Here is a 14,938-nt window from a genome sequence, read left to right on the forward strand (position 1 = left end):
CCCGCTCGACGCGTTCGTGCTGTCCTCGTCCGGCGCGGCCGTCGGGGGCCGCCCCGCTCAGCGCCGGGCGCGGGCCTCGGCGATCCGGCGGCGCACGGGCGCGTAGTGCTCGCCGAGCGCCTTGAGGAAGCCGGGGATGTCCCCGGCGCGCGCGGCGTCCACGATGTTCTGGTGGGCGGCGATCGTCTCCGTCTCGTCGGCCTGCGTGAACCCGTCCAGGTGCGGGGCGACGATCGTGTACACGTCCCAGAACGCCATCGAGAGCTGGCCGATCAGCTCGTTGCCGAGCGGCGCCACGAGCTGGGCGTGGAAGGCGCGGTCGGCGTCCACGAAGCCGTGTCCCTCCCGGGCGCCCGTCTCGCGCATCGTGGCCACCAGGGCGTCCAGCGCGTCCAGTTGCTCCGCGCTGAGCAGTGAGACGATCCGGTCGGCCATGCCGCGCTCGAAGAGTTCGCGCACGTCCACCAGGTCGGCCATGACCTGGAAGTCGTCGTCGGGGGAGAGCAGGCCGCGGAAGGTGAGGCTCTCCACCAGGGCGGACAGGCTCAGCCGGCCGACGTAGGTGCCGTGCCCGTGGCGCACCTCGACGATGTCCAGCGCGTTCAGGATCTTGACCGCCTCGCGGACGCTGGAGCGGCTGGCGCCGAGCGCCTCGCACAGGGCGGGCTCGGTGGGCAGCGGGTCACCCGGGCGGAGCCGTTCGTCGAGGATGTACCGCTTGATTCCGTCCACGACTTCCTGCCGCAGCAGCTGCCGGCCGGGCTTCGTACCGGACATATGTGAACTCCCCACCTCTTGACCCCTCTGGATTGTCACGCTACGTTCCCACGCTATCAAGGCATCAGACATCAGACGTCTGATGCTACGGGTTCCGCACCCCCACCGGACCCGCCCCCACACCCCTGCCTTCCGTCCACGACGCCCCACCCCCAAGTCCCTGGAGGACCCGTGCCCGAGCTGATATCAGCCGGTGTCGAGCGCCGCACCTTCCTGCGATACACCAGCGCCGTCGGAGCCGCCGCCGCCCTCACCGCCGGCCTGGCCGCCTGCGGCGGACCGTCCTCGACCGCCGACGGCGCGACGGACGGAAGCGGCCGCGGTGACCTCATCGAGGCCGGCCTGTCCTACGCCCTCTCGACCGGCTTCGACCCGATGATCACCTCCGGCGCCACCCCCTACGCCGCCAACATGCACATCTTCGAGGGCCTGGTGGACCTCGACCCGGCCACCCTGGTCGCCCGGCCCGGCCTCGCCACCGAGATGCCGAAGAAGATCAACGCCACCACCTACCGGGCCACGCTCCGCGAGGGCGCCACCTTCCACGACGGCTCGCCCGTCACCGCCGACGACGTCGTGTACAGCTTCGAACGCATCCTGGACCCGGAGAACGCCTCGCTGATGGCGCAGTTCGTGCCCTTCATCGACACGGTGAAGGCCGTCGACCAGGGCACGGTCGAGTTCAAGCTCAAGTACCCCTTCGCGCTCTTCCCCTCCCGCGTCTCCGTCGCCCGGATCGTGCCGAAGAAGATCGTCGAACCCGACCCCAAGGCGTTCGACGCCAAGCCCGTCGGCTCCGGCCCGTACAAGTTCGTCTCCGCCACCCGCGAGGACAAGATCGTCTTCGAGGCGTACGACAAGTACAACGGCCCCCACCCCGCCAAGGCCAAGAAGATGGTCTGGCGCCTGATGTCCGACCCGTCCGCCCGCGTCAGCGCCATGGAGTCCGGCCGCGTCCAGGCCATCGAGGACGTCCCCTACATCGACGTCAAGCGCCTCTCCGGCTCCGCCAGGACCGAGTCCGTCCAGTCCTTCGGACTGCTCTTCCTCATGTGCAACACCGCCGACAAGCGGTTCGCCGACAAGCGGGTGCGCCAGGCCCTCCACTACGCCCTGGACACCGAGAAGATCATCAAGACCGCCCTGGTCGGCAACGCCACCGCCGCCACCGGCTACGTCCCCGCCACCCACCCCGACTACCACAAGGCCGCCACCGTCTACACCCACGACGTGGCCAAGGCGAAGAAGCTGCTCGCCGAGGCCGGAGTCGGGACACTCAAGTTCACCCTCCTGCTCACCGACACCGGCTGGGTCAAGGACATCGCCCCGCTCGTCAAGGAGAGCTGGGCCGCCGCCGGCATCGAGGCCACGCTCAGCATCGCCCAGTCCGCCGCCCAGTACGCCAAGGTCGACCAGGGCGACTTCGAGGTCCTCGTCGCCCCCGGCGACCCCTCCGTCTTCGGCAACGACGCCGACCTGCTCATGCGCTGGTTCTACTACGGCTTCTGGCCCGAGAAGCGCTACGGATGGTCCAGGTCCGCCGCCTACAAGAAGGTCAGGCAGACCCTCGACAAGGCCGCCCAGGCCCCCGACGAGGCCACCCGCAGAAAGCTGTGGGGCGAGGTCACCGACCTCGTCGCCGACGAGGCCGCCCTCTACCCCGTCCTCCACCGCAAGCTGCCCACCGCCTGGAACGACAAGGCGCTCCCCGGCTTCCGGCCGCTGCCCACCACGGGCCTGTCCTTCCTCGACGTCAGCCGCGCCTGAGGACCGCCGGCCGCCGACCGAAAGCCCCGGTCCGGGACCGCCGCTCCCCCCGGCGTCCCGGACCGGACCGCCCAACCGCTAGGAACCCGACGATGGTTGCTTTTCTCCGGCTCGCGCTGCGCCGCGTCGCGATGATGCCGGTGATGATCCTCGGCATCGCGCTGCTCGTCTTCGTGGTGCTGCAGTTCTCGCCGGTCGACCCGGCCTTCAACGCGCTCGGGGAGAGCGCCACCCCCGAAGCCCGCGCCGCCTTCGCCGAGGCCAACGGCCTCAACGACCCCCTGCCCGTGCGCTACATCGACTTCCTGGGCCGGCTGCTCCACCTCGACCTCGGCATGACGGTCCCGCCCAGCCAGCCCGTCGCCGACCGCATCACCGCCGCGTTCCCGCTCACCCTCCAGCTGACGGTCCTCGGCCTGATCCTCGCCGTCGTCCTCGCGGTCACCGCCGGCGTCCTCGGCGCCGTCCACCGCGACCGCTGGCCCGACCAGCTGTTCCGGGTGCTGTCCATGGCCGGCGTCGCCATCCCCTCGTTCTGGCTCGGCGTCCTGCTCATCCAGCAATTCGCCCTGAACACCCCGCTCTTCCCGACCGGCGGCTACATCAACCCGGCCGACTCCCTCGGCGGCTGGCTGCGCACCATGGCCCTGCCCGCGATCTCGCTGGCCGTCCCCGTCGCCGCCTCCCTCGCCCGCCTCGTCCGCACCGCGATGGTCGCCGAACTCGACCGCGACTACGTCCGCACCGCACGCGGCAACGGCCTGCCCGGCTTCCTGGTCATCCGCTCCGTGCTGCGCAACGCGCTCGTCACCCCGCTCACCGTCCTCGGCGTCAAGGTCGGCTACCTGCTCAGCGGCGCCGTCGTCATCGAAGCGATCTTCGACCTGCCCGGCATGGGCAAGCTCATCCTCGAAGGTGTCACGGGCGGCGACGTCGCCCTCGTCCAGGGCACCGTACTGACCATCGCCATCGCGTTCCTGGTGGTCAACGTCATCGTCGACCTGCTCTACCTGCTGGTCAACCCGCGCATCAGGACGGTCTGACATGTTTGCCACCAGCCGGCTGACCACCCGCCTCTCCCGCCCCGGCATCGCCCTCCGCGCGCTCCCGGCCACCTCCCGCGTCGCACTCGGCGTGCTCGTCGTCGTCCTGCTCGGCGCGGTCCTCGCCCCCCTGCTCACCCAGGACCCCCTCACCACCGGAACCCCCGTCCAGGCACCGGGCGCCGACCACTGGTTCGGCACCGACCGGGCCGGCCGCGACGTCTTCGCCCGCGTCGTCCACGGCGCCCGCTACTCGCTGGTCATCGGCCTCGGCGCGACCGCGCTCGCCCTCGCCGCCGGCTCCCTGCTCGGCGCGCTCGCCGCCACCTCGCGCAAACTCGGCGACGAATCCGTGATGCGCACCCTCGACGTCGTGATGTCGTTCCCGCCGATCGCCCTGGCCGCCGTCCTCGTCGCGGTCTTCGGCACCAGCGTCCCCGTCATCATCTTCACCATCGCCTTCGTCTACACCCCCTCGCTCGCCCGCGTCGTCCGCGCCAACGTGCTGTCCCAGTACGGGGAGGACTACGTCGCCGCCGAGAAGGTCATCGGTGCCCGGCGCGGCCACATCGTGCTCCGGCACGTCGCCGTCAACTGCATGGCACCCGTCCTGGTGTTCGCCACCGTCATGGTCGCCGAGGCCATCATCTTCGAGGCCAGCCTCTCCTTCATCGGCGCCGGAGTGCAGGACCCCGACCCCAGCTGGGGCAGCGTCCTCGCCTACGGCCGGCAGATCCTCCTCGCCGGCGGCTGGTGGGCCACCTTCTTCCCCGGCCTGGCCATCCTCGTCACCGTCCTCGCCCTCAACATCCTCTCCGAGGGCCTCACCGACGCCTCCGCCGCGCCCCGGGCCGCCCGCCCCGCCGTCCCCAGCGACGCCGTCGCCACCCCCGACCCCGTCGAGGCCCGCTCCACCGCCGACATCGACGCCGCCCTCACCACCCTCGCCCGGCGCATCGACGCCCAGGAACCCGCCCTCACCCCCGTCCCCGAGGACGCCGCCGAACTCCTCGTCGTACGCGACCTCGCCATCCGCTTCCCCGACCGCTACGGCACCACCCCGGTCGTCGACTCCCTCACCTTCACCGTCCACGAGGGCGAAACCCTCGGCCTCGTCGGCGAATCCGGCTGCGGCAAGTCCATCACCAGCCTCGCCGTCATGGGCCTCCTCGCCCGCAACGCCGAGGTCACCGGCGAGATCCTGTACCGGGGCCGCGACCTCCTGGCCCTCCCGCCCAAGGAGCGCCGCGCCCTCATGGGCCCCGAGATCGCGATGGTCTACCAGGACGCGCTCTCCTCCCTCAACCCCTCCGTCCTCGTCGGCACCCAGCTCAAGCAGCTCACCTCGCGCGGCGGCACCAAGACCCCCGCCGAACTCCTCGAACTCGTCGGCCTCTCGCCCGAACGCACCCTGCGCAGCTACCCCCACGAACTCTCCGGCGGCCAGCGCCAGCGCGTCCTGATCGCCATGGCCCTCTCCCGCAGCCCCCGCCTGCTCATCGCCGACGAACCCACCACCGCCCTCGACGTCACCGTCCAGGCCCAGGTCGTCGAACTCCTCGTACGCCTCCGCGAGGAACTCGGCTTCGCCATGGTCCTCGTCTCCCACGACCTCGCCCTCGTCGGCGACCTCTCGCACCGCGTCGCCGTCATGTACGCCGGCCGGCTCGCCGAGATCGGCGCCACCCGCTCCGTCCTCACCGCCCCCACCCACCACTACAGCCGCGGCCTGCTCGGCTCCGTCGTCTCGCTGGAGGCCGGCGCCGACCGGCTCCACCAGATCCCCGGCGTCGTCCCCGCCCCCCAGGGCTTCGGACCCGGCTGCCGCTTCGCCTCCCGCTGCGCCGCCGCCACCGACCTCTGCCGCACCACCACCCCGCGACTCACCGCGTCCGCCACCGCGCCGGACCACGGCTTCGCCTGCCACCACCCGGCCAAGACCGCCCCACTGGAAGGGAGCGCCCTGTGATCAGGCTCGACGGCGTCCACGTACGCCACAAGGCACGCAGCGGAGGCGTCTTCCGCCGCGACGCCGTCCACGCCCTCACCGACGCGAACCTGGAAGTCCGGCGCGGCGAGATCGTCGGCCTCGTCGGCGAGTCCGGCTGCGGCAAGTCCACCCTCGCGCGGGTGCTCACCGGCCTCCAGAGGCCCACCGAGGGCACCGTCACCTTCCACGGCCGCGACCTGTGGGAGATGACCGGCACCCAGCGCCGCCGGGACTTCGGCTCCGCCGTCGGTGTCGTCTTCCAGGACCCCGCCACCGCCCTCAACCCGCGCCTCACCGTCGAGCAGATCCTGCGCGACCCGCTCGACGTCCACCACCGGGGCGCCCGCGAGGCACGCACCGCCCGGGTCCGCGAACTCCTCGACCTCGTCGGCCTGCCCGGCCACACCCGGGCCGCCCTGCCCGGCCAGCTCTCCGGCGGCCAGCGCCAGCGCGTCGCCATCGCCCGCGCCCTGGCCCTGGAACCCGAACTGATCGTCGCCGACGAACCCACCTCCGCGCTCGACGTGTCGGTCCGCGCCCAGGTCCTCAACCTCCTGGTGGACCTGCGCGAACGCCTCGGTCTCGGCATGGTGTTCATCTCGCACGACATCCAGACCGTGCGCTACCTCGCCGACCGCATCGCCGTCCTCTACCTCGGCCGCGTCGTCGAGGAGGGCCGCGCCGCCGACGTCGCCGGCACCCCCGCCCACCCGTACACCGAGGCACTGCTCTCCGCCACCCCCAGCCTGCTGGAGAGCACCGAGCGCATCGTGCTCACCGGCCCCGTCCCCTCGGCGACCAACCCGCCCACCGGCTGCCCCTTCCGCACCCGCTGCTGGAAGGCCGACGACGCCTGCGCCACCGCCTTCCCGGCCCGCACCGAGGGCCCCGGCGGCCACCGCCACCACTGCGTCCACCCCCAGACCCCCGCCGTACCGTCCGCAAGGAGCACCGCATGACCGCCCGAACCCCGCGCCACACCGGAGTGATCCCGCCCGTCGTCACCCCGCTCACCGAGGACGGCGAACTGGACATCCCCTCCCTGGAACGGGTCGTGGACCACCTGGTGGCCGGCGGCGTCAGCGGCCTCTTCGCCCTCGGCAGCTCCGGCGAGACCGCCTACCTCACCCCGGGACGCCAGGACCGGGTCATCGAGACGGTCGTCGCCGCGGCGGCCGGCCGGGTGCCCGTCCTCGCCGGCGCCATCGAGACCACCACCGACCGGGCGGTCGAACGCGCCCGGCGCGCCGCCGCACTGGGCGCCGCCGCCGTCGTCGTCACCGCGCCGTTCTACACCCGCACCCATCCTGCGGAGATCGACCGCCACTTCCGGGACGTCGCCGCCGCGCTCGACCTGCCGGTGCTGGCGTACGACGTGCCGGTCTGCGTGCACACCAAGCTCGACCCGGACATGCTGCTGGAACTGGCCGCCGACGGGGTGCTGGCCGGGGTGAAGGACTCCAGCGGCGACGACGGCGCGTTCCGCAGGCTGGCCATCGGCGCCCGCGACCTGCCCGGCTTCTCCGTGCTCACCGGCCACGAGCTGGTGGTCGACGCGATGATGCTGGGCGGCGCCGACGGCTCGGTGCCGGGGCTCGGCAACGTGGACCCGCACGGCTACGTACGGCTGCACGAGGCGGCGGTGCGCGGCGACTGGGCCGCCGCCAGGGCCGAACAGGACCGGCTGGTCGCGCTCTTCGACATCGTGCGCGCCGCCCGGCCCGGCACGGCGTCCGCCACGGCGGCCGGTCTCGGCGCGTTCAAGACGGCCCTGACGCTGCGCGGGGTCATCGCCACCAACCAGGTCAGCCGGCCGATGCGCCGGCTGGACGCCGGGGAGACGGCGGCGGTCGCCGCCTGCCTGGAGCGGGCGGGCCTCGGAACGGTCTGACGGGCACTCACCTCCCGGTACGCAAGAGGTCCGGCCGGACAGCGGAAGGCTGTCGGGCCGGACCTCGTCGTGCTCGGGAGGGTCAGGTCACTTCTTGGCGGCGCGGGCGCGGCCCATCAGGAGACCGCCGCCGAGGACCATCGCGGCGGCGGCGCCACCGGCGATCCCCAGGTTCTCGTTGGCACCGGTGTGCGCCATCTGCGGCGGCTTGTGGTGCTTGGGCGGCGTGTGGTGCCAGCCGGTGTGGGTCGGCGGGTTCTCCGGGGTGGTCGGAGGCTCCGGCGGGGTGGGCGGGGTGTGGTGGTGGCTGGGCGGGCAGTCGTCGTCGTGGTGGTGCACCGGCGGCTTCGGAGGCTTCGGGGGCTCCGGCGGGGTGTGGTGGTGGCTCGGCGGGCAGTCGTCGTCGTGGTGGTGCACCGGGGGCTTCGGGGGCTCCGGCGGGGTGGGCGGGTTGTCGCACTTGCAGTCGTGGTCGTGGTGACCCTTCGGCGGCTTGTGGTGCGGCGGCTTGTGGTGCGGGGGCTTCGGCGGCTCGACGGGCGGGGTGACCTCGTCGCCGCCGCCGTTCTCGCACTCGTTGCCGGCGGCCGGGTTCAGCAGGCCCACCACGTTGATGCTGTTGCCGCACACGTTGACCGGGATGTCGACGGGGGCCTGGACCACGTTGCCCGAGAGGACGCCGGGGGAGTTGGCGGCGACGCCGCTGGCGCTCGCCCCCTGGGAGGTGCCGGAGCCCGCGTCGCCGCCCTCGTTCTCGCACTCGTTGCCGAAGGCGGGGTTCAGGGCGCCGATCACGTTGACCGTGTTGCCGCACACGTTGACGGGCACGTGCACCGGAACCTGCACGACGTTGCCCGAAGCGACGCCGGGCGAACCGACGGCGGCGCCGTCTGCCGTGGCATCGGCGAAGGCGTAGCCGCCCGAGGCGGTCAGGATGCCTGACGCCGCCGCCATGACGAGCATGCTTTTACTCAAGGCTTTTCGCATTGGTGCCCTTCCTTGGGACATTTCTCGCGGACGCACGGCCCGCAGTTCTTCATCAGGCGGTGCCGCGGCTGTCGGGCCTGCCCGGTGTTTCGGGTGAGCCTCCCGCCGAGCGGGCTCGACGACAGCCATAACGACGTCCGCGTGCGTGAGAAACGTGAATCCGGTGAATTTCCTGTGATCGCGCGGCGAGGCTACGAGTGAACGTTTCCTCTCTCGATTTCCGTCAGTATGTCTCGATCACTTTCGTACGGACGTCCGTGTCTCCCCGGCATTCGGGTGAATAGTGATAACCAAACGCCGGGCGACGAGTTGGTCAGGGCGCTCCGGTTCGGGGCATCCAGTACGAGAAGGGTTCATCGTGATCAAGAAGGTCCTGGCTACGGGTGCTGTCGCCGCCTCCATCCTCGGGCTCGGCGCCACGCAGGCGATGGCCATCGGCAACGACGGCGGTACGACCACGGTCAACGGCAACGGCGCCACCGAGGTGCTCGGCAACGCCGAGACGTACGGCGACGGCAGCCCGCAGTTCGACCTCGTCCAGGGCTCGCTCAACAAGCCCTGCGTCGGCCTGCCGCTCAAGGCGAACCTCGGTTCGCTCATCGGTCTCGTCCCGATTACGGTCCAGGACGTCAACGTCCTGTCCAACCCGCAGAACCAGCAGTGCACCGAGAACTCCACCCAGGCCAAGGGTGACGAGCCGCTGTCGCACATCCTGGACGGCATCCCGGTCCTCTCGGGCAACGGCGCCGGCAACAGCTGATCCGGCCGTCTCCGGGCCCGGCTCGTCGGCGTTCCTCCTCCGACGGTCCGGGCCCGTTGCTGCCTCTGCTCCATCATTCGGGCGGTATTGATGAAATGTTCCTCTTGGGCAGTTTCGCCCACCGCCCGGCCTCGTTACGAATGACAGCGGCGGAGTCACGAGCGCTCAGTCCGCGCTCGTGCGGGCACGAGATCCGTGGCCGCTCCGGACTCCGCCGAGGAAAGGGTTTGAAGTGAAGTACACCAAGATCGCCGCCGTCGCCGCCGGTACGCTCATGGCCGTCGGTGCCGCCACCCCGGCCTTCGCCGACGCGGGCGCCGACGGTGCCGCCGTGGCCTCGCCGGGTGTCGTCTCGGGCAACACCATTCAGGTCCCGATCAACATCCCGGTCAACCTCTGCGGCAACACCATCGACGTCATCGGCGTGCTGAACCCGGCCTTCGGCAACACCTGCGTCAACGCCTGATCGAGGCGCGCCGGATTTCTTCGGCTCGGAATGCCCCGGACCACTCGAACTGTGGTCCGGGGCATACCCGTTGAAGAAAGCAGGGTTCCCCCAGTTGCCCCGCCGCGGTCGCGTCGTTAGGCAGAGGGAAAGCGGCGGAAGTCACGGCCACGGAGGGTTCGTGCGGCGCGGGGACGCGACCGGAAATTCCGCCGCCGCAGAAGGGAACCCGAAAGTGAAGTACGCGAAGTCCGCCGCGCTCGTCGCCGGTTCCGTGGTCGCGCTCGGCACGGCAGCCCCCGCCTTCGCCGTCGCCACGCCCACGGCCCCCAGCTTCAGCCTCGACGGGGGCGTCAACCAGGTGATCGCGGCCGCTCCGCAGGTGACCGACCCGGTCGTCGGTGCCGTCGACTCGGTCAGCGACACCACCGACCGCCTCCACGAGAACGGCACCGTCGCCAAGGTCGCCGGCCAGGCCACCGGAGCGGTGCAGGACGCGGCGCCCCTCCTCGGTGGCCTCCCGGTCGGCCGCTGATCCGAGCCGACGACGCGCGCATCCGTTCGATCGCGCGCGCATTCCGGCCGTGGACGCACCTTTCGGGTGATGTGCCGGAACCATTCCCGCGCCGCCGAGTTGATCAGTGCGCTCGGCACCGGCGGGCAACCAGAGAAGAACCAGAAGGGCAGTTTCATGATCAAGAAGATGATGGCCTCGGCGGCCGTCGCCGCATCGATCGTCGGCGTCTCCGCCGCGGTCGCCCCGTCGGCCATGGCCATCGGCAACGACCAGGGCACCACCACCCTGAACGGCAACGGCGCCGTGCAGTCCTACGGCAACTCCGCCACCCACGGCGACTGGAGCCCGCAGTTCGCGCTCATCCAGGGCTCGCTCAACAAGCCCTGCATCGCCCTGCCGGCCAAGGTCAACGCCGGTTCGCTGCTCGGCGTCGTGCCGATCTCGGTCCAGGACATCAACGTCCTGTCCTCGCCGCAGAACCAGCAGTGCACCGAGAACTCCACCCAGACCAAGGGTGACGAGGCGCTGTCGCACATCCTGGACGACATCCCGATCCTCTCGGGCAACGGCGTCGCCAACGACTGACGGGCGTCGACACAGCCCTTCCCGCACGGCCCAGTGGTCGCCCGAACGGGCGCCCCGCTGGGCCGTGTGCCGTAGTGGGGGAGGCCGGTGCCCGCCGGAGCGGGTAGGGCCCCCGCATGGACCAGCAGCACAGCCGGCAACCGTCCGGCACCACCCCGATCTACGACCGGCTCCTCGCCGAATGGCAGGCCGCCCATACCGCGCCGGTCCCGGCGCCGGGCGCGCCGTCCGGCCCCGCCCGCGCGGCCGGCTTCGTGCCCGCCGCCCGCACCCCGGACCGGCCGGCCGGCCGCGGTTGACAACGGAACGGTCGAACTCATGCGGGATCGAACCCATTTGGGTGGATCAGCGGAACCGAAACGTCCGCACGGGGTTGATCAGTACGTTCCAGAACGGAACGCTCCGAAAGGTGAAGCGTGATGAAGAAGATGATGGCCGGCGCGGCAGTGGCCGTGTCCCTGGTCGGGCTCTCGGCCGTCGCGGCCCCCTCGGCCATGGCGATCGGCAACGACGGGGGCACCACCACCGTCAACGGCAACGGTGCGGCCAGCGCGGTCGGCAACTCCGCGACCCACGGCGACGGCAGCCCGCAGGCCCAGCTCATCCAGGGCTCGCTCAACGACCTGTGCGTGGGCGCCCCGGTCAAGGTGAACGCGGGCTCGCTCGTCGGTCTGCTCGTGCCGATCACGGCGCAGGACATCGACGTGCTGTCCTCGCCGCAGAACCAGCAGTGCGCCGACAACTCCACCCAGGCCAAGGGTGACGAGGCCCTCTCGCACCTGGTCAACGGCATCCCGGTCCTCTCCGGGAACGGTGTCGGCAACAACTGACTCCGTACGCCCGCGGCGGGCGGCCCGGCCTCCGGGTGGTCCGCCGCGCGTCGTCCGTCCTGTGCGACGTGTGCGTAGCGCATGACCGAGGCCCACCACCCGCCCGGGTGGTGGGCCTCTGGCGTGGGCCGGGTCAGCGCAGGCCGCGCACCGGGAGCACGCAGTGCGCGGAGGTCGCGATGACGTCAGGGTCACCGGCGAAGGCCCGCAACTCCGGCTCACCGACGGGGAGTCCGGGCGCGCCCTGCGGCCACGGGCGGGTGGCGAACATCGCGTGCACCTCGCCCATGTCGTGGGCCGCCGCCAGCCATTCGGACCGGACCGGGTACTGCGCGGTGAAGTGCGGCAGGGTCAGCACGGCCTGTCCGGCCTGGACGAGGAGCTTCACGGAGAGCCCCGGCGTCTCGTCGGCGCGCACCGAGGGGCCGCCGACGGTCAGCCCGGCGCGCTGCAGCGCGATACGCATGGCGTGCTCGCCGACCGCCGGCCCCTCCGCTCCGTCGCCCAGCGAATAGGCGAGGAGGAAGGCGGCGTCGCGTCCGCTCTGCTGGTACTCGCCGTTCCAGCCGATCAGGATGAGGGAGCCCAACTGGGCCGGGGTGAACGAGCCGGAGGCTGTCTGCGGGGAGGTCATGTGCGGCACCCTAACCGTCCGCGACCGGTCCAACTCCATGCGTATCACCCGATCGAGGGACGAGTGTTGACGATCCGGTCCGCGCGCAATAATGCGTTGAGCCGCCGGAGTCCCTGGGGCTATGGTGTGCGACGAGACGGACGGCCGACCGGTCGCCGGCCGAGCACACGGATGAATGCGGAGGTGAGGACATTGACGAAGGTCATTGCGATGGGCGCTGCCCACACGCCGAAGTTCCTCGTTTCCACCTCCGTGGCCACCGGCTGACCTCTCCCAGACTTCTTCGCCGACGCGCGAAACGCCGGGGCCACCCTGTGAAGGGTTTCCCTTGTCTCTCCCGTCTTCTCTCTCCTCCTTCTCCACCTCCGCTTCCTCCGCCGCGCACCCCCTCGCCGCCTACGGCTGGGACGACGACTGGGCGGACGCGTTCGCCCCGTACGCCGCCCAGGGCCTGGTGCCCGGCCGGGTGCTGCGGGTGGACCGCGGGCGCTGCGACCTGATCACCCCCGAGGGCACGGTCCTGGCGGACACCGCCTTCGTGGTGCCCCGCGACCCGATGCGGATCATCTGCACCGGCGACTGGGCCGCCGTGGACGCCGACGGCGATCCGCGGTTCGTCCGGGCGCTGCTGCCGCGCCGTACCGCGTTCGTCCGCTCCACCTCGTCCAAGCGGTCCGAGGGTCAGGTGCTCGCCACCAACATCGACCACATCGCCATCTGCGTCTCGCTGGCCGTGGAACTGGACCTGGGCAGGGTCGAGCGCTTCCTGGCCCTCGCCCTGTCCAGTTCCGGCGGTGACGCGCTCCTCGGTGAGGCCGCCGGGGCGGGGGAGCGGACCGCCGCACCCCTGGTCCTCCTCACCAAGGCCGACCTGGTCCCGGACGCGGTCACGCTCTCCCATCTCGTCCAGGACGTCGAGCGCGTCGCGCCCGGGGTCCAGGTGCTGCCCGTCAGCTCGGCCACCGGCGAGGGCATCGACGTGTTCTCGGCGATCGTCTCCGGTGGTACGAGTGTGCTCCTCGGTACCTCCGGGGCCGGCAAGTCCACCCTCGCCAACACCCTGCTCGGCGAGGACGTGATGACGGTCCGGGCCGCCCGCGACGTGGACGGCAAGGGCCGGCACACGACCACCACCCGCAACCTGCTGGTCCTGCCCTCGGGCGGGGTCCTCATCGACACCCCGGGGCTGCGCGGGGTCGGCCTCTGGGACGCCGAGGTCGGGGTCGGCCAGGTCTTCTCGGAGATCGAGGACCTCGCCGCGGACTGCCGCTTCCACGACTGCGCCCACGAGGCGGAGCCGGGCTGCGCCGTGCGGGCCGCGATCGAGGACGGCGTCCTGCCCGAACGCCGCTTCGACAGCTACCGCAAGCTCCTGCGCGAGAACCAGCGCATCGTCGCCAAGACCGACGCCCGGGTCCGGGCCGAGATCCGCAAGGACTGGAAGCGCAAGGGCGCCGAGGGCCGGGCCGCGATGGACGCCAAGCGCGGCCGGATCCGGTAGCCGGACCGGCCCCTGGTCACGACGTCCGAAAACCGCGAGTCCCGGCGGGGCGCGGGGCGCACACTGGACGGTGTGAGGGACGAAGAGACCAGGTACGAGGCGGTGAGCAGCCGCGACGCCCGTTTCGACGGCGAGTTCTTCTTCGCCGTCGAAACGACCGGCATCTACTGCCGGCCGAGCTGCCCCGCCGTCACCCCCAAGCGGCAGAACGTCCGCTTCTACCCGACGGCCGCGGCCGCCCAGAGCCACGGCTACCGGGCGTGCCGCCGCTGCCGCCCGGACGCCGTCCCCGGCTCCGCCGAGTGGAACGTGCGAGCCGACGTGGTCGGCCGCGCCATGCGGATGATCGGCGACGGCGTGGTCGACCGGGAGGGCGTCCCCGGCCTCGCCCAGCGGCTCGGCTACAGCTCCCGCCAGGTGCAGCGCCAGCTCAACGCCGAACTGGGCGCCGGCCCCGTCGCGCTGGCCCGCGCCCAGCGCGCCCACACCGCCCGGGTCCTCCTCCAGACGACCGCCCTGCCCGTCACCGAGATCGCCTTCGCGGCCGGCTTCCACAGCGTCCGGCAGTTCAACGACACCGTCCGCCGGATCTACGCCCGCACCCCCAGCGCGCTACGCGCCGAGGCCGCGACGGGGCTCGGCACCCCGCCCCGTGCCTCCCACACCACCGGCATCCCGCTCCGGCTCGCCCACCGCGGGCCCTACGCGGCCCGCCCCGTCTTCGACCTGCTCGCCGCCGCCGCGGTCGCCCGCGTCGAGGAGGTCACCGGCCGGCCCGGCCGCCGCACCTACCGGCGCACCCTGCGCCTGCCGTACGGGACCGGGGTCGCCGCCGTGGACGAACGGTCCGCCGGGAACTGGCTGGACGCCCGCCTCCACCTCACCGACCTGCGCGACCTCACCACCGCCGTGCAGCGGCTGCGCCGGCTGTTCGACCTGGACGCCGACCCGTACGCCGTGGACGAGCTGCTGGCCGCCGACCCCGCGCTCGCCCCGGACGTCGCGGCCCGGCCGGGAGTGCGCTCGCCGGGCACCGCCGACGCGGAGGAGTTCGCCGTACGGGCGCTGGTGGGCGACGCGGCGGCCGGGGACCTGGTGGAGGCGTACGGCAAGGTGCTGGACCTGCCGCACGGCGGGCTGACCCACCTCTTCCCCGAACCGGCCGTCCTCGCCGACGCGGCCGGCGACCCGGCCCTGCGCGCGCTCGCGGC

General features: G+C 72.1%; 16 protein-coding genes. 13 read left to right on the forward strand and 3 right to left on the reverse strand.

All coding sequences use genetic code 11. The features are described 5' to 3' along the window. Positions 1–57: 57 nt before the first annotated feature. Positions 58–777 (reverse strand): FadR/GntR family transcriptional regulator, encoded by a 720-nt coding sequence (locus MHW47_RS20965; RefSeq protein WP_239225320.1) that lies wholly within the window; start codon positions 775–777, stop codon positions 58–60. A 171-nt stretch (positions 778–948) separates the two neighbouring features. Between MHW47_RS20965 and MHW47_RS20970 the strand changes: the two genes are divergently transcribed. From MHW47_RS20970 to MHW47_RS20990, 5 genes are all read left to right on the forward strand, one after another. Next, positions 949–2,544: an ABC transporter substrate-binding protein gene (locus MHW47_RS20970; RefSeq protein WP_239225321.1), complete on the forward strand. Its 1,596-nt coding sequence runs from the start codon at positions 949–951 to the stop codon at positions 2,542–2,544. Positions 2,545–2,636: 92 nt separating this feature from the next. Then, positions 2,637–3,587 carry an ABC transporter permease gene (locus MHW47_RS20975; protein WP_239225322.1) on the forward strand — a complete coding sequence of 317 codons (951 nt, stop codon included), beginning with the start codon at positions 2,637–2,639 and terminating at the stop codon, positions 3,585–3,587. Between the two features lies 1 nt (position 3,588). Next, positions 3,589–5,556, forward strand: coding sequence for a dipeptide/oligopeptide/nickel ABC transporter permease/ATP-binding protein (locus tag MHW47_RS20980; RefSeq protein ID WP_239225323.1), 1,968 nt, complete (start codon positions 3,589–3,591; stop codon positions 5,554–5,556). Continuing rightward, positions 5,553–6,536: an ABC transporter ATP-binding protein gene (locus MHW47_RS20985; RefSeq protein ID WP_239225324.1), complete on the forward strand. Its 984-nt coding sequence runs from the start codon at positions 5,553–5,555 to the stop codon at positions 6,534–6,536. The genes MHW47_RS20980 and MHW47_RS20985 overlap by 4 nt, the downstream gene beginning before the upstream one ends. Further along, complete coding sequence (locus MHW47_RS20990) at positions 6,533–7,468, forward strand: dihydrodipicolinate synthase family protein (RefSeq protein WP_239225325.1); 936 nt, start codon at positions 6,533–6,535, stop codon at positions 7,466–7,468. Before MHW47_RS20985 ends, MHW47_RS20990 begins: the two co-directional genes overlap by 4 nt. Positions 7,469–7,555: 87 nt before the next feature. Here the strand turns inward: MHW47_RS20990 and MHW47_RS20995 are convergent, their stop codons facing one another. Beyond that, positions 7,556–8,431, reverse strand: coding sequence for a chaplin (locus MHW47_RS20995; protein ID WP_239225334.1), 876 nt, complete (start codon positions 8,429–8,431; stop codon positions 7,556–7,558). A gap of 382 nt (positions 8,432–8,813) precedes the next feature. On the opposite strand from MHW47_RS20995, the gene MHW47_RS21000 reads away from it, so the two are divergent. The 6 genes from MHW47_RS21000 (at position 8,814) to MHW47_RS21025 (ending at position 11,592) form a co-directional block, all read left to right on the forward strand. Further along, complete coding sequence (locus MHW47_RS21000) at positions 8,814–9,215, forward strand: rodlin (protein WP_239225326.1); 402 nt, start codon at positions 8,814–8,816, stop codon at positions 9,213–9,215. Between the two features lie 232 nt (positions 9,216–9,447). After that, on the forward strand, positions 9,448–9,681 hold the full coding sequence (locus tag MHW47_RS21005; protein ID WP_239225327.1) for a chaplin: 234 nt from the start codon (positions 9,448–9,450) through the stop codon (positions 9,679–9,681). A gap of 214 nt (positions 9,682–9,895) precedes the next feature. After that, on the forward strand, positions 9,896–10,195 hold the full coding sequence (locus tag MHW47_RS21010; RefSeq protein WP_239225328.1) for a hypothetical protein: 300 nt from the start codon (positions 9,896–9,898) through the stop codon (positions 10,193–10,195). 156 nt (positions 10,196–10,351) lie between these two features. After that, positions 10,352–10,762: a rodlin gene (locus MHW47_RS21015; protein WP_111339672.1), complete on the forward strand. Its 411-nt coding sequence runs from the start codon at positions 10,352–10,354 to the stop codon at positions 10,760–10,762. Positions 10,763–10,878: 116 nt separating this feature from the next. Continuing rightward, positions 10,879–11,061, forward strand: a complete 183-nt coding sequence (locus tag MHW47_RS21020) for a hypothetical protein (protein WP_239225329.1) — start codon at positions 10,879–10,881, stop codon at positions 11,059–11,061. A 120-nt stretch (positions 11,062–11,181) separates the two neighbouring features. Continuing rightward, the gene (locus MHW47_RS21025; RefSeq protein ID WP_239225330.1) at positions 11,182–11,592 is read left to right on the forward strand and encodes a rodlin; all 411 of its coding nucleotides are present in this window, start codon (positions 11,182–11,184) and stop codon (positions 11,590–11,592) included. Positions 11,593–11,725: 133 nt separating this feature from the next. On the opposite strand, the gene MHW47_RS21030 is transcribed toward MHW47_RS21025, so the two are convergent. Beyond that, the gene (locus MHW47_RS21030) at positions 11,726–12,226 is read right to left on the reverse strand and encodes a DUF5949 family protein (protein WP_239225331.1); all 501 of its coding nucleotides are present in this window, start codon (positions 12,224–12,226) and stop codon (positions 11,726–11,728) included. 328 nt (positions 12,227–12,554) lie between these two features. Here MHW47_RS21030 and rsgA point away from each other — a divergent pair, with 328 nt between their 5' ends. Then, a complete protein-coding gene (rsgA, locus tag MHW47_RS21035) occupies positions 12,555–13,727 on the forward strand; it encodes a ribosome small subunit-dependent GTPase A (RefSeq protein WP_239225332.1) in 1,173 nt (390 codons plus the stop codon). Positions 13,728–13,799: 72 nt separating this feature from the next. Continuing rightward, the coding region (locus tag MHW47_RS21040) for a bifunctional transcriptional activator/DNA repair enzyme AdaA (protein WP_239225333.1) at positions 13,800–14,938 on the forward strand (1,139 nt) is incomplete at its 3' end.

This window comes from Streptomyces sp. OfavH-34-F (genome assembly GCF_022347745.1).
Classification (GTDB): Bacteria; Actinomycetota; Actinomycetes; order Streptomycetales; family Streptomycetaceae; genus Streptomyces.

Bases quoted from the DNA above. Each gene is read 5' to 3' on its own strand.
- MHW47_RS20965 (WP_239225320.1), bottom strand. From the start codon at position 777: ATGTCCGGTACGAAGCCCGGCCGGCAGCTGCTGCGGCAGGAAGTCGTG.
- MHW47_RS20975 (WP_239225322.1), top strand. From the start codon at position 2,637: ATGGTTGCTTTTCTCCGGCTCGCGCTGCGCCGCGTCGCGATGATGCCG.
- MHW47_RS20980 (WP_239225323.1), top strand. From the start codon at position 3,589: ATGTTTGCCACCAGCCGGCTGACCACCCGCCTCTCCCGCCCCGGCATC.
- MHW47_RS20990 (WP_239225325.1), top strand. From the start codon at position 6,533: ATGACCGCCCGAACCCCGCGCCACACCGGAGTGATCCCGCCCGTCGTC.
- MHW47_RS20995 (WP_239225334.1), bottom strand. From the start codon at position 8,431: ATGCTCGTCATGGCGGCGGCGTCAGGCATCCTGACCGCCTCGGGCGGC.
- MHW47_RS21015 (WP_111339672.1), top strand. From the start codon at position 10,352: ATGATCAAGAAGATGATGGCCTCGGCGGCCGTCGCCGCATCGATCGTC.
- MHW47_RS21020 (WP_239225329.1), top strand. From the start codon at position 10,879: ATGGACCAGCAGCACAGCCGGCAACCGTCCGGCACCACCCCGATCTAC.
- MHW47_RS21025 (WP_239225330.1), top strand. From the start codon at position 11,182: ATGAAGAAGATGATGGCCGGCGCGGCAGTGGCCGTGTCCCTGGTCGGG.
- MHW47_RS21030 (WP_239225331.1), bottom strand. From the start codon at position 12,226: ATGACCTCCCCGCAGACAGCCTCCGGCTCGTTCACCCCGGCCCAGTTG.